15 protein-coding genes and 1 tRNA gene are annotated in these 13,728 nt (G+C 47.0%); 10 read left to right on the top strand and 6 right to left on the bottom strand.

The features are described from left to right. The first annotated feature begins 5 nt into the window (after nucleotides 1–5). The 3 genes from B7L70_RS04845 (at nucleotide 6) to twy1 (ending at nucleotide 2,990) form a co-directional block, all read left to right on the top strand. The gene (locus B7L70_RS04845) at nucleotides 6–1,457 is read left to right on the top strand and encodes an LAGLIDADG family homing endonuclease (protein ID WP_081226761.1); all 1,452 of its coding nucleotides are present in this window, start codon (nucleotides 6–8) and stop codon (nucleotides 1,455–1,457) included. Between the two features lie 146 nt (nucleotides 1,458–1,603). Beyond that, entirely contained in the window at nucleotides 1,604–1,783 is a 180-nt protein-coding gene (locus tag B7L70_RS04840) for a TrmO family methyltransferase (protein ID WP_081226760.1), read from the top strand. A 49-nt stretch (nucleotides 1,784–1,832) separates the two neighbouring features. After that, complete coding sequence (twy1, locus tag B7L70_RS04835; protein WP_081226759.1) at nucleotides 1,833–2,990, top strand: 4-demethylwyosine synthase TYW1; 1,158 nt, start codon at nucleotides 1,833–1,835, stop codon at nucleotides 2,988–2,990. Between the two features lie 15 nt (nucleotides 2,991–3,005). Here the strand turns inward: twy1 and B7L70_RS04830 are convergent, their stop codons facing one another. The 3 genes from B7L70_RS04830 to B7L70_RS04820 all read right to left on the bottom strand — a co-directional run bounded on the left by B7L70_RS04830 (nucleotide 3,006) and on the right by B7L70_RS04820 (nucleotide 6,053). Then, entirely contained in the window at nucleotides 3,006–3,758 is a 753-nt protein-coding gene (locus B7L70_RS04830; RefSeq protein WP_081226758.1) for an endonuclease V, read from the bottom strand. Next, complete coding sequence (gene thiI / locus B7L70_RS04825; RefSeq protein WP_081226757.1) at nucleotides 3,733–5,202, bottom strand: tRNA uracil 4-sulfurtransferase ThiI; 1,470 nt, start codon at nucleotides 5,200–5,202, stop codon at nucleotides 3,733–3,735. Before thiI ends, B7L70_RS04830 begins: the two co-directional genes overlap by 26 nt. Before the next feature lie 230 nt (nucleotides 5,203–5,432). Next, the gene (locus B7L70_RS04820; protein ID WP_081226756.1) at nucleotides 5,433–6,053 is read right to left on the bottom strand and encodes a proteasome subunit beta; all 621 of its coding nucleotides are present in this window, start codon (nucleotides 6,051–6,053) and stop codon (nucleotides 5,433–5,435) included. Between the two features lie 361 nt (nucleotides 6,054–6,414). Here B7L70_RS04820 and B7L70_RS04815 point away from each other — a divergent pair, with 361 nt between their 5' ends. The 5 genes from B7L70_RS04815 to B7L70_RS13905 all read left to right on the top strand — a co-directional run bounded on the left by B7L70_RS04815 (nucleotide 6,415) and on the right by B7L70_RS13905 (nucleotide 10,271). Further along, nucleotides 6,415–6,741, top strand: coding sequence for a hypothetical protein (locus B7L70_RS04815; RefSeq protein WP_143701538.1), 327 nt, complete (start codon nucleotides 6,415–6,417; stop codon nucleotides 6,739–6,741). 39 nt (nucleotides 6,742–6,780) lie between these two features. Beyond that, nucleotides 6,781–9,126: a hypothetical protein gene (locus B7L70_RS04810; protein WP_081226754.1), complete on the top strand. Its 2,346-nt coding sequence runs from the start codon at nucleotides 6,781–6,783 to the stop codon at nucleotides 9,124–9,126. Between the two features lie 126 nt (nucleotides 9,127–9,252). Continuing rightward, nucleotides 9,253–9,408, top strand: coding sequence for a hypothetical protein (locus B7L70_RS13295; RefSeq protein WP_162009101.1), 156 nt, complete (start codon nucleotides 9,253–9,255; stop codon nucleotides 9,406–9,408). Beyond that, complete coding sequence (locus B7L70_RS13290) at nucleotides 9,380–9,541, top strand: hypothetical protein (protein WP_162009100.1); 162 nt, start codon at nucleotides 9,380–9,382, stop codon at nucleotides 9,539–9,541. The genes B7L70_RS13295 and B7L70_RS13290 overlap by 29 nt, the downstream gene beginning before the upstream one ends. A 139-nt stretch (nucleotides 9,542–9,680) precedes the next feature. Next, a complete protein-coding gene (locus tag B7L70_RS13905) occupies nucleotides 9,681–10,271 on the top strand; it encodes a hypothetical protein (RefSeq protein ID WP_238376107.1) in 591 nt (196 codons plus the stop codon). A gap of 24 nt (nucleotides 10,272–10,295) precedes the next feature. On the opposite strand, the gene B7L70_RS13285 is transcribed toward B7L70_RS13905, so the two are convergent. After that, nucleotides 10,296–10,445: a hypothetical protein gene (locus B7L70_RS13285; protein WP_162009099.1), complete on the bottom strand. Its 150-nt coding sequence runs from the start codon at nucleotides 10,443–10,445 to the stop codon at nucleotides 10,296–10,298. 117 nt (nucleotides 10,446–10,562) lie between these two features. Beyond that, nucleotides 10,563–10,997: a hypothetical protein gene (locus B7L70_RS04795; RefSeq protein WP_081226752.1), complete on the bottom strand. Its 435-nt coding sequence runs from the start codon at nucleotides 10,995–10,997 to the stop codon at nucleotides 10,563–10,565. A gap of 89 nt (nucleotides 10,998–11,086) precedes the next feature. On the opposite strand from B7L70_RS04795, the gene B7L70_RS13280 reads away from it, so the two are divergent. Together B7L70_RS13280 and B7L70_RS04790 are read left to right on the top strand one after the other, a co-directional pair. Further along, complete coding sequence (locus B7L70_RS13280; RefSeq protein WP_162009098.1) at nucleotides 11,087–11,254, top strand: hypothetical protein; 168 nt, start codon at nucleotides 11,087–11,089, stop codon at nucleotides 11,252–11,254. A 476-nt stretch (nucleotides 11,255–11,730) separates the two neighbouring features. Continuing rightward, nucleotides 11,731–11,840: transfer RNA gene (locus B7L70_RS04790), tRNA-His, on the top strand. A gap of 11 nt (nucleotides 11,841–11,851) precedes the next feature. On the opposite strand, the gene B7L70_RS04785 is transcribed toward B7L70_RS04790, so the two are convergent. Beyond that, nucleotides 11,852–12,817, bottom strand: a complete 966-nt coding sequence (locus B7L70_RS04785; RefSeq protein ID WP_081226751.1) for an LAGLIDADG family homing endonuclease — start codon at nucleotides 12,815–12,817, stop codon at nucleotides 11,852–11,854. Nucleotides 12,818–13,728 lie beyond the last annotated feature (911 nt).

Raw genomic sequence — 13,728 nt, 5'->3', positions numbered from 1 at the left:
TCGCTATGGGTGGGTTTAAAATTAACAATGGGCCGCCGAGAGTCGGCAAAGGCCCGATGCACAATGAGGAGGATTTGAAATCGAGTAACGAAGTCTCCCTGCCTAAACCCACCCAGGCGGGGAGGATAGAGACATGCACCGAGTTAATAGGCAAGGCAATGAAATGCCTAGAGAACAACGACAAGGAATGCACCATGAGGAAGATCGAGGAGTTAATAAAGGCAGACTGCCACGATGGTAGGCTAATCAGCAAGGAGGTTGCTGATAGAGTTAGGGGGTTAGTTCACGAGCTATGGTCAAGAGACAGCGACAATTATGGGCTTAGGTGTAAACTGTTAATGTTGTTTAGGAGTCTTGATGTGTCAAAGAGTTGGATTAGGAATGCGATGAATATGAGTACAAAGACCTTAAATAAGTGGTCCATTAAATGCGGCATCGAACTGAAAAGTAAGGCAAGAAGAGTTAATATTGTAAAGCGTGTTAAGGATTTATTGAGAGAGAGGTTTGGTTGGGATGAGGTTAGGATGTGTGAGGAGTTGATGCGTTTCATCGGCATTGATACCGAGATGCTTAGGAGATACGGCATAGAGCCTTGTGATTGGGTTCATGCAGGATTTGACGAAGTCTACTTCATGGGCATAGCACTAACCGACTTAGGTAACTCTGAAACTTTTAAATTTTATAAAAAATATAAATACATAAAGGCTTCGTTGAACACCACCAACGCAGTTGATGCCGTGTTTTTCTCACTGCTCCTACCCGTACAACCAACCGTAAAAATATGGTGGGTCGATAGAGAAACAGGTATCGTAGAGGTGGGATACCTCATTGTCGTCAGGGCAGATAAGTGGGAGTGGGCGAATTATGAAGAACTAATTAAGCGTATAAGGACATTAAGACCTGAGGATGTACCGAGGCTGATCGCCGGAGCGGTGGACGGGGATGGCTCAATCGAATACAGCTTCACTAATTCCACGCCGTACATAAAGATCACAGCATGCAAGGCTTGCGGGAAAAGGGTTTTTCTTGACATCATAGAAGATGCATTGGGAAAACTAGGGATAAAGAGCCATATGTATGAGGACGAGGTAAGCAATGGTGCTAGGTTAAAGGTTTATGGGAGAAATGCTATCAAGCTGCTTAGGCTTATAACACCACACCTACGACATCCGTTGAAGCGTTTAAGGGCTAAGTTAATCCTAATGCTTCGCGATGGCAAAATAGACCGTGAAACACTCACTACACTTTATGACTTGACGGAATATGGAGACAAAGACGACCCAAAAAGATACCACGGCCTAGAAGCCCTAGCCAGGGCAGCCCCACAAACCCACACCCGCGGGGTCGATGGCTATGCAATGTCTGGCAGGGACCCTCTGCTACGCTCAGGGGCAGAGGTCTTCGGGATGGTTCCGGTCGTCAGCATTTGTGTGTTGTTTTTACGGCTGCTGTTGTAGAGTGTTCCCAGGGCATTACCGCGGTTAGGTATGATGCCAGGAGGGGCACTACGTATTAGATTAGGCAGTTAATATTCTAGGGTTACCGTTTCATCGGCCAGCACGTAATTCCTAACCTCGGAACCACTTGGTAGCTTGGGCTTAGTGTGGTTAGGCTCGTTAGCAGGGATGGTAGATTCCTCAGGGTTTCTGGGCTTGACCTATTCGATGGCACGCCAGTCCTCGATATTAAGCCCTACACGCCTGATAGGTCTGTTAGGGTTGAGGATTTGGGCTTGCCCGATTGGTACGTTAGGCTTTGGAGGCGGGTAGGCGGTGTTGTTTAACTTCGACTAAAAGTTTATATTTAAAGTACCGGTCTTAATTGTGACGTAAATGGAGCGTACTACTCAATTAATTAAGGAGCAGTTGAAGTACCACGTTATTGGCGAGGTTGGTGGTAGGGTTAGGCTCAGGATTAGCGATGAGACTAAGGTTAAGCTCATGAGGGCTGGTTACGGAATCTACAACCACTCCACGGTAGAACTCTGCCACTGGACCAGGAGTGCGTTAACCCAGGAACAGAGTTGCTATAAGTTCAAGTTCTATGGAGCACCTGCAGGTGGTTCCCACAGGTGTGTTGAGTTTAGCCCCGTGGGCATGGTATGTAGTAATAGGTGCGTTTATTGCTGGAGACCGACCGATACCTTCGACTCGTTCACGCCAAACGAGGGCCTTGTTGATGACCCTGAGGAGCTAATCAGGGGTGTCCTCATGGAGAGGTATAGGCTGTTGACGGGGTACTTTGGTCATCCGAAGGCTAGGGAGAGGGCTAGGGAGGCCCTGACGCCGACCCATTGGTCGATATCCCTATCTGGAGAGCCAACACTATACCCAAAACTGCCCCAACTTGTTAGGTACCTGAGGGGTTTACCAAGTACGAAATCGATATTCATAGTAACCAATGGCGAGCACCCAGAGATGCTAGAGAGACTGCAGCGTGAGGATGCATTGCCAACGCAGTTGTACCTATCCTGTAATGCACCGAATAGGGAGTTGTTCTATAGGATTAACGTGCCCGTCATGTATAGGGAGGATGCGTGGGAGAGGTGGTTAAGGAGTCTTGAGCTACTCAGTAAGGTTAACACTAGGACAGTCATTAGGATAACCCTGATAAGGAGCTTGAATTACGACCCAAGGTACATACCAGAGTTTGCGAAGCTCATGGTTATTGGGAACCCACACTTCATTGAGGTTAAGTCATACATGAACCTGGGGCACTCCGTGTATAGGCTTAGTAGGGGTGACATGCTCACGCACGAGGAGGTCAGGGACTGGGCAATGAAACTACTTGATGAGATCAACAGGCAGGGAGGGAACTTCAGGTACATGGATGAGGACCCACCGAGCAGGATAGTGGTTTTGCAGAACATGAGTAGGTACGTGGATAGGTGGATAGTCAAGCCTGAGCAGCAGCCTGGCGTCCTGAGTGAGGCTGATAAGAAGAAGTTGGAGGATGCATTGAGGAAGTATGGTGGGCCGAGGGTTAGCTAGCCTGTGTGGTGCCATTCATATTATCGATGTTGAACACGCACTATCGAGATTCTCCCAGTCAATATTCCTGCCAATTCTCCTCTTGAGTTCATTAGCCCTATTGTGGGAGTGAAGTATTGGTATTGGCATCTGCGAATTTACACATAACCTCTTTACGAGCTTTACCGCACTCTCCAACGATATACCATGACCAACACTCACGTATGTTAACTTACTAGGCGCACACCGCACCGCCCAACCAATAACCTCACCAGTGTCTGGATCAATTATTGGCCCCTCCCCATTACCCACCCTACCGTAGAGTAGGGATTTAGCAACACCGATTGTCGGCACCCTCATACAAACCCCGAAGTGGCTCGCTATACCCAGCCTGAATGGGTGCGCCCTACCATGACCGTCAATCAACACGACCTGCGGCTTAGCCCTAAGTCTCAGGTAAGCGTTGACCATGGGCTTCAACTCCCTGAAGGAAAGCAGGGTCGGTACGTACGGAAACACAATACGCCCAACCCAACAACTCCACTCAATGACAGACGCCCTACTCAACGAGTAAGCGGTGGCTACGGAGATCCCAATCTCCTCACTGCCCTTCTCGATGTAAGCCACATCAATCCCTGCGATTATATCAACATCATCAACACTCACCAAGTCCCTCTCCACAACCCTACCAGCCAACATCCTCTGAATAGACCTAGCAACCTCAAGATGAAATCCCCTCGGAGCCCTAGACCTTACATAACCCTCACTGGGCCCTCTTGATGTCCTCATCCCTCCTCAACCTCTCAATACTTATGGAGAAGGCTTTAACACCAAGCCGCCTAAGCTCAAGCGCACCCCACCTACTGCTCAAACCCTTCTTGCAGTACAACACGTAGGTCTTGTCCCTACCCATGTGCTCCACGATCTTCGGCAAATCCTCAGGGCTTGCGTTTATCGCGCCAGGGAAATGCCACGCCTCATACTCTGCCTTGCTCCTTAAGTCAATAATCACGGCATTCCTCGGCACCTCACTAATATCCACATCATTAACCTCCTGCATTAGGGTATCCAAAACCTTACCTATCGCGCTGGTTCTTAGGGTTATCATTGTTGATAGGATGTCATCAATGAGACTCGGCCTTAACTTATTCGTTTCATTATTCAACTCCTCAATACTAACCCTAGTCCTAGGCTTCTCCGAGAATAGGGCGCAGAATTCCTCAGTCCTCATGGACTCCTCGTAAGTTCCTATAAGCCTAGCGTAGTACATAATTTCATCTTTATCGAGGCCTATCAACGGTCTATAAATCGGCATGTCAATACCATACTCGATAGCCATTAGGTTATGCAGGGTTTGCGATGAAACTTGTCCAAGGGATTCCCCGGTTACGAGTCCAAGGGCATTCACGGATTTAGCAACCCTTGCACCAACCTCATAAAGAACCCTCTTAAACAACACGCTCCACATGTGTGGGTTTGCCCGCTCCCTAAACTCATTAACTAATTGTGAACAATCCAGTATGAATAACCTTGGATCATAACCAATGGACCACTTACTAAATAGGGCGTTTGAGACCCTAAGGAAGTTAATCACATCCACCGGATAGGCTAGGGAACAGAATAGGGCATCCACGTACGCACCCCTCTTCATCATAAACCAAGCCGCAACAGGCGAGTCAAAGCCCCCAGAAATCAACGCCAACAACCTACCCTCAGAACCCAGCGGTAATCCACCAGGACCCTTAACGACCTCCGTGAACAAGTACGCATTATTACCCCTAATCTCCATGAACAACTCCACGCCAGGTCGTTCCAAGTCAACACCAGCACTGAACGGCTTTAATGCCGCACCTACCACCCTTGCTACATCGATTGATGTGAATGGGTGATTGCCAACCCTCTTAACCCTGACCGCGAAGGTTCTGCCCCTAACTAATTCACTCCACTCCTTAACCGCCATACTGACTAGGTCATTGAGGTTGCCAAATCCATAGACCTTAGCCGGCGAGACGGACTTAACGCCAAAAACCCTACTAATTAAGTCGATGCTTTCCCTAATCTTATCGCCTGGGATCTCAACGAATAACCTACCCTGACCCCTCCTGACCCTTGTCTCGATACCCATAGACCTCAAACCAACGACTATGTTACGCATCAGCAACTTCTCCATTCTAGACCTGGTACTAAGTCCCTTGATGGAGACCTCACCATACCTAACAATGAGGACTACCATCCAAATAGTTACCAGTGTGTCTAGACTAATAAACCCTCAGCAAAGACCAATTACATCACCAATCAGTCCCGTGGAGGCTCATCAATGTTAAGAAGGGCATTAATGTGAAGATAAAAGTATTAATCCGCCTTAAGGCATGATTTAATCAGCCCCGCTGGCGTGAGGTCTCGAGTTGGGCATATCCCACCAATGAAAAGACCTCCTCCAGGCGGGGTACAGGGTATTACTTTTTATGAAAGTCTCAGTGGTTGTAGTGGTATTGTTTCCTCGGTAGTTCCATTGCCCGTTATTGTTAGTATGTCGATTCCATCACCGGACACGGGATCCCTTGATATGCTTTGGTTTATTGCCCTTATCGCTAAATCCCTCGCCTCCTTAATGCTCATGCCCTGCCTATAACCGCTCTCCAGTATCGCGATCGCGAGTTTCGTTCCTGTACCTACCGCGGCGTAATCATCCTCTATCAATGAACCCAATGAATCCATTATGAACAGGTGTGATCCCTCATCATCTACACCACCTACGAGAACCTCCACGAAGTATGGGAGAATCCTATTTGAGAATAGTACGTAGGATAACAACTTAGCTGCAGATCTAATGCTTGGCCTTGTCTTCGTGTCCAGGGCGTAGAGTGACATGTATGCCTTAGCGATCTTCGTGAGCACCTGCATATCAGCGAGTATCCCTATGGAGGCTATACCAATGTTATCATTGACCTTAAACACCTTCTTACCAGACCTACTGAACATCGTGAACCCATAAGCCACCCTCTTCTCAGCCGCAAGTACAACACCATCACTAGCCCTCACACCAACCGCGGTTCCAGTTATTAATTCCTCAATTGAAGACATCAAATAACGAAAAGCACAAGTCCCTTTAAAAGCTTATTCAAGCCCTTAAACAAAAATGGTTTTTGTCCAGTGCATGCCAGCATTAGTTAATGATTAAAAGGGAGTTTAGGAATTAACCGTCTCTCCGGAGACGGCAGGTTGTGTTCGTTTACCCGCCGTCTCCTTCTCGACGGTCTCCCCGGAGCCGCTCACCGCAGTGGCTCGCCAACGGTCGCCCGCGGTTCCCAGCCCTGCGGGTCTCGGGACTCCAGGGTCACTGTTGAAGGGCGTTAGTCCTAGGTTTATAAACCCAGCATCTTAGTAATTAATGGTAATAAGCGTTACAATTAACTATAAAAACCGAAACAGCTCCACAGGCCCAATGAGTGTGTTGGTTAGGTATTATGACGACGTATATGTGGAGTGCGATATGAATTATGGAAGGTACGTGAGGGATGGTGTAAATTACGTACCTTGTGCCGTGAAGGGAAGGGATTTGGACAGGGTATTACCCATACTTAGGGATTACTTAAGTAGGCGTGAGATATTTAGGGAGATTAGGATTGATACCGTAGATGGTGGTTTGAGCCTTGAGATACCAACAATAACCCTAAGTAGAGGTAGATCTGTGGGTGAAATACTTGATTCACTAGTATACTTACTAATAGGTATTAGGCACTGTACCACGTACTTAAGCAATACGAAATAATACTTTAATTATCTCAACGTAGAGGGTCCTTTGTTAGCAATGAATCGCGATATCGCAAACAGGGCATTGATCGGGGCTTTTACCTATCTACTAAGTGTTGCCGAGTCCTTATACGTATTTCTCCAGGTATTTAACGGTGATCCCAATTATTACATACTTGATGAGCTATTCAGGGAGTCCCTGGGCATTGTTAGCGCTACGGCGAGGGATTTTGGGCAATCCCTAATGCTTGGTCCCATAATCATGAGTGGGTACTCACCAGCAATAATTGTTGCATTAATAATTATAAGTAACGCATTAATCGCAATCTACACCTACAGGATTGGTAGGTTAAGGGGCCTATCAAGTAATCACCTAGTCATGATCGTGCTCTCCTCACTAATCAACGCATCACTGCTTTCCTCAATTCTTGAACCCTGGCAACCCCAATCCCTGGCGATTGCGCTTGCAATAGCCACTTATTACTACGTCGATGTTGATAACAGGTTCGTGAGCACCACATTGGCGATATTAACGGCTATTTTAAGTCCAACCGCCGCATTACTGCTAATACTTATACCAATAACCCATTGGTTAATTGAGCACAAGTTCACAGAGTCTGACCAATACGTCATTACGATAGGATCCATGGCAATCACCTACTACATGTTAGCTAATGCATTCTCATTAATTAAAGTCGTCACAGTGCAAGGAATAATCAACCAACTCATCTATGGTCTAGCTACCACAGCCTTCATACAATTAACAAGCCTAGGCACGGCAATCCCCGCGTTAATCGCCACAGTACTCGGTGGCGTTGGCTATCAATTGATAATGTCAGCCGTACTAATAATAACGTTGGTCGAGGCCCTAGCTAAGTTAAGGGATAGGAGGATTGGTGCTCTCGTCCTTGGCGTCTCGCTGTTGCTGACTGTGGTTATGTCACCATTATCGCCATTATGGCCTCCATATCAAGGCATCGGTGGTCTCGGCGCAAATTGGTCATCACTTAACCAAAACGCCACGGGAGTTTATGAATTGGTTTCCCTGGCACCAAGCGGTCGCATTGAGGTTCCAACCTGGGCATCCCTTGGTTCATTAATGATTAAGCCCGGTAGATTAGTGGTTGGTAAAGTAACCAGCACCAGGCCTGTGAATGGTACATACGCGATCTGTGGCTATTACCAACTCGTGATTAATAACTACAGTGGTGTACCTATAATTAACGGTTTCAATATCAGTATTAATAAATTATCAACCAACTCATCTAGCTACACTACAAGTAATGAGGGGTTAATACTATTAAGTGGCACTTACCAGAAGGTATTTTTGATAGAGTCAGGTTTATTGGAAATACCACCAGGTACCTATGTCGTTAGCACCCTATTATCAATATCGCCCTATATCAAATCATACTATACCAATGTGCTAATACCAAGAATTATATCAACACCTTTAACGAGCACAGTATTACCAATAAACGCCTACTCCACCGTAACCTTCAACCTAAATCTAAACTTCACGGGGGAGGTGTTAAAGGTCATAATCTACGGCGTATCCTACTCAGAGCAACAGGCAAACCTAGCCCTAACAATACTAAGGAATGGGCAGGTGGTGGGTAGGGCAACAGCCACCGCGCCACCCATAGTACAGGGTATGAAACCATACCCAATAGAGTTCAATGTTAATCTAAACGTAACACCAGGAACCTACGCACTATCAATAATGACGGATCAACCGTTAATCCTATACGTAACCCAGGGCGTGGGAATGAATGTAATAAGCAATAATGAAACGGTTCAATACCCAGGGGAGATACCGACATACGCGCTGGTGTATTTATCACTCGAGAAGGAGCCCATTAAATTCACCTGGGCACAGGTAGTACTGGTAATGCCTAACCAAAGCGTGGTCATGAACATAACGGGCACGGGAAGCTATGCATTAAAGGGTGAATTCACAATCACGAACTGGACAAAAACCAACATAAAGGTGCTCCTGATACCGAGCACCCCAGTCCTACCTGTCAACGTAACCATAGGCCCAATAACCATAGAATCCACGGAAAAGGCAAAATGCCCCACCCCAGGCATTATTGAGGCGCTGGCCAGGCCGGGCTACACATTGCTAATGATACTAACAGCCCTACCCATAGCCGCAGCCCTACCCAACATCCCAAGACCAACCATAAGCAAGAAACTAAGGAATTACCTAATCACCCTAGGCATAGCACTAATGCTACTATTCTACATAGCCTGGGCCCTAGGCTTCACAGGAGTAGCACCACAACTATATAACCAAAACACGCTCAAAACGCTCGCAATACTATTCCTAACCGGACTTACCATAACCTTAACAACAACGCTCATAACAAAAACAACGAATAATACAGAACAAAAACCATAACCCCACACCCACGACACCAAATGAAAACCAAAAATAAATCGAACAGAAATATCTAGGCCGCTCTAAAAGGCAGACCTCTACGTAGACACTTACTGCATTAAAAGGGATCAACTCAGTGAAGATTTGATGAGTGTTTTGGTGAGGAACTATGATTATATTTACGTGGAGTGCGACATGGATTACGGAAAGTACGTTAGGGACAGTATTAATTACATGCCATGTACAATTAGGGGGAAGAGCCTAGGTAAGGTTATTGAGCGTGTTCAGGAATTATCTAAATGAACACGAAGTATTTAGGGAGACTAGGATTGATACGGTAAACGAGATTCTAAACCTCGAGATGTCAATAACTATACTAAACAAGGGCAAGTCCGTGGGCGATGTTCTCGACTTATTAATCTACTATAATTATTAGATGCTGCATAAAGTACCTAAGTTCTACGAAATAGAGTACAGCCTGGATTATAGCATAACCTTTATTTCTCGTAATAACTCCATAATTAAGCCTCGCATCTAATGCCGAAAGCTTAATTAACTTTTACGGACCTAATCTAATGCAAACCATGGATTTAACCACGATATACACGATCGCGGCATCCACAGCAACCATACTCACAACACTAGCCTGGATAACCTACTGGCTAGGCGGCAAATTCAGAGAAATCGACATGAGGTTCGCAATGATTGACGAGAGGTTCAAACAAATCGATGAGAGGTTCAGGCAAATTGATGAGCGATTTAGGCAAATCGATGAGAGACTCGCTAGATTCGCCGACTCCATAAGCGGGGCCCTGATCTCAATAAACTCCCTAATGATTGAGTACCTGGGAATCAAGAACGTACTAACGAGAGACGAGGCGGAGTTCCTGAAGCATGAAATAACGAGGTGGGCGGGCACTATTAGGGCTAACCCAATAAGTAAGGAAGAGGTCGAGTACATAAAGGCAGTCGCGTCAAAGAGCCTGGATGAAATAACCCTAGAGGAAATCGATAAGGTAGTCGAGATAGCCAAGAGGTGGTGGTACGAGGGAGGAGGCGAGGTCGCATACAGGATCTTCCTGTACGCGTACATAGTAAGGACATACATATACTTCGAAAAAATAAGGAAGGAAGGCAGTAAAGGCAGCCAACAGGCACGTACATAAGCACGACATACCCATTATTCCACATTAGCTCCCAGCCGTTTCTATCGTTTCACGGCAACCTGCCTCAATGGCTGAGCTGACATCGACCATCCCGAACCAACGCTTATCAAAGCCCAGCCTAGTCAATACGAAATACTGCGTGGCTAGATCCAGCCGGGAGATCCCAAGCGCCAAAGCTCGGAGTCCCCACTCGATGCGCCAGACACGGAGGTCAGGTACGCAATAGGTGATGATGGATTGCATTGACTCCCTTGCTCATTAAACCCTCGCACTTCTCTAACCTGGCTTGGATTAGTTGCTCGGGCATTCTGGCGGGATCCAACCCCAGTGGGTGGTTAATGCGTTGATTAACGCCTCATATTGTATCTGGTCTAGTGGTATTGTGTAATCAAGCGAGCCATGCCTTATACGCAGCCTTATGCCCCTGGGCGTTTTCCTAATGCAGACTACGTTACCGGTAACAACCATGTTCCTCGCTACGGTGAAGCCCCTCGCACTATGAACAACCAAACCATCCTCAGTGAACAAGACCCCAACTACGGGATTCCTGCGTAGTAGCACGTAGAGCATTGCGGTGATGTATGTGAGGGTGAGGGTTGATATAATCATGGTTGTTATCCGAGGTAGGATTGAGGGGATGACGAGTGCAATGATAATGATGATTGGGAAGAGGACGTGGAAGAACACGAAGTAAGGGTTCAGTGCCATCCATACTACCCTGCCCATGGACCCACCTTACGCAAAAACACCCACCTCCATTTAAAAACATTGAGACCGTGCACGAACTCCCTTAAAAATCAGTTAGTGCTTAAACGATGCATGTATCCAGGCCGAAGATTGTTAGTCAAGGATTGGTCAAGTTCTACAGTGTTGAAGGTGGGGAGAACTTCGGCTTGAGGACGAATATAGAGATACACCAAGTCATAGACCCCACACACCTAAGTACACCACCTACGTCATTGATTACGTCCCCGACCGGCTAATTGCACTACCCCTGGATCACATAGCCGATAAGCTCGGCTCTGGGGGTTAAGCTAGAGATTACTATTAAGAGGGCTCTGGGCCTTATCGGCATTAAGGCAAGTAGTGGAACATTCAAGCGTTAGCTGAACGCCTACCGTGACAACGCCCAAGCTAAAACCATGGCTATTGGGCATTACATCCCGCCGTCAGAGACCACTAGTTTTTTGAGCAATTGAATTGCTCAGTAGAGACTCACGGGCATCGTGACCACAAGACCACCAGAGACCTTGCGAATCGCGCATCGACTACTAAGATAATGCCCTTAACAGAGACCAAAAGAGAGACAGAAAAGGAATTAATAAATCACGAATCAAAATCTAAAATAGAAGAATTGAAACATACGATTACAAATACAGCACCAAACACACAAAACACAGACAAAACACCAAAACCCACGAAAAGAAAACTTTAAACAAACCCACAAAACAAACAACCCGCCGGGGTAGTGTAGTCTGGTTAGCATGCGGGCCTGATCCGTGACGGAGTGATCCGGACGGAGGCCAATGGAGCCCGTGAACCCGGGTTCAAATCCCGGCCCCGGCCCCATTAACTTTGTTTTAATTCTTCGGTTTATGTTTTGGTTTTATTTTGTCCCCGTGGGTGTGGGTTTGTGGGGCCGCTCGGGTAAGTATCTCGACAGCTTTACCTCTCTTTGGGTCGCTATGGATATTGCTATCGTATTTTAGCGGTATATAAAGGTGATCGAATTCTCTCCAATTCAATTCCCCATCGTAATACTTTAGGTATATTTCACTTCTTAGTCGTTTTAACGGATGCGCTATGTATTGCCTTATATATTTAAGCAATTCAGCGCCATGCCTTCCCATGTACCGTAATTCGCTATCTTCCTTGCGCAGTAATACGTCGCCTTCAATGCCTAACTTTTCATAGATTACATCCCTTATATAATACAAAAAATCCGCACACTCTTTCTGTTTGCAAGCAAATATACGCACCTCAAGCCTGCGTTTAAATTCGCCTTTTCTATTTCTCTGCTTTATATACGTTACGTCAATTGACCCGTCCGTATCAAGCAGCCCAACGAAAAATTTCAGTACGTCGCTTATGCTGAAGCTACTTATTATATTGGGATCGACATCGTGCCACGGCCAGCGTTCTAGAGTTACGCGATAATACACTGATAATTGATTGCGTGACCATATGAGTTCTACGCTTGGTGTTGCTATTGTTCTCATTAGTATCATAAAGTATATCGCGTCAATTGTGTTTGTTGTATGTAATACTATGGTGGCACTTCGACCTTGCCATCTTACGTATAAGTCACCATAATACACCCCAAGCCAATACGGATCTTCTGCGCTTAAACCATTTAAGGCGTAAAGCCACATATGCGGATTTATGCCTCGGCTAAGGAATTCCTCTACATTGACATCAATAAATCTCCACATGATATTGCTCATCATAATCTCATTCCAACCAAGTCGTCTCCTCAGTATTTCCTCGATTTCCTCCACAAGCCTACTCCTACCCGCCCCACAGCCGTGGGTTTGCGGGGTGGTCATGGCTACATCACCTCCCTCTGTTTCAGTTGTTTAAGTACTGTTGCGAAAAATACGGCACCATTTGCGTTGGTGGTGCTAAGCGGCATAGTGGCATTTGAAAGTCTCTCCCCCGCCTTCCCCACCGGGCCAACCCCGGCGGGCTTACCCCAGCCAAGGAGCGCGGGAGCATCTTCTCCTTGGCTGGGTCCCTGTGCGGGTTTTGACCTCTCCATAGGGGGGCACCTGACTTGTGCCCTCGGTGGGGTCTCCCCACCGGGGGCATGACCAACCACTTCCTCCTCCAATCTTCATTGTTTTCCTGGTTTTTGCTTTGGGAGGGGGTGGTGGCATGAGGCCCTCGGTGGGGGAGTAGGGGGTGCACCCGGGTGTCGCCGAGAGGCGGCTACCGGGGCCACACCCCCCCGAAACACCCACCGAGGGCACAAGTCAGGTGCCCCCTATGGCCCCGCCGGGTTGCGGGGCAAGTCTCTCTCGCCTTAGTGCCTTATAACTCCTTTGTTCCCGCACTTCCCTAGCCACTTGTTCAGCAACCCCTAGGGATGACTTTCTCTTTTCCCATCCCTCGAACCATTGATTAAACCTTTTGTTTAATTCCTTGTTTCGTTAATTACTCAGTTGTTCTTCGTGGCATTTCAATCCTCAATTGGCTATTATTTCTTTTGGGCTGGGGTTTGCTGGCTTTTGTTTGTTTCCTCGCTTGTGGTTTTGAGTTTTTGTTTCTTTGTCTCGTTTTGTTGCCTATTTGTTTTGGCGGCTTGGTGTTGCCCGTGCCTTTCCCTCCAGGGCCCACTCCCCGTGCCGGTTCCTAGGGTTGCCCTTGGAGTTCCAGAGCCCATCGGGTCCCTAGGAGCCGGCACCCCCACCAACCAGCCCTACGGCACTCCTACACCGCATCGGGCTTTGTCGGTGGG

It is taken from the genome of Vulcanisaeta sp. EB80, from assembly GCF_002078205.2.
The sequence above is the reverse complement of the archived record's forward strand: the minus strand, read 5'-3'. Positions and strand labels throughout refer to the sequence as shown.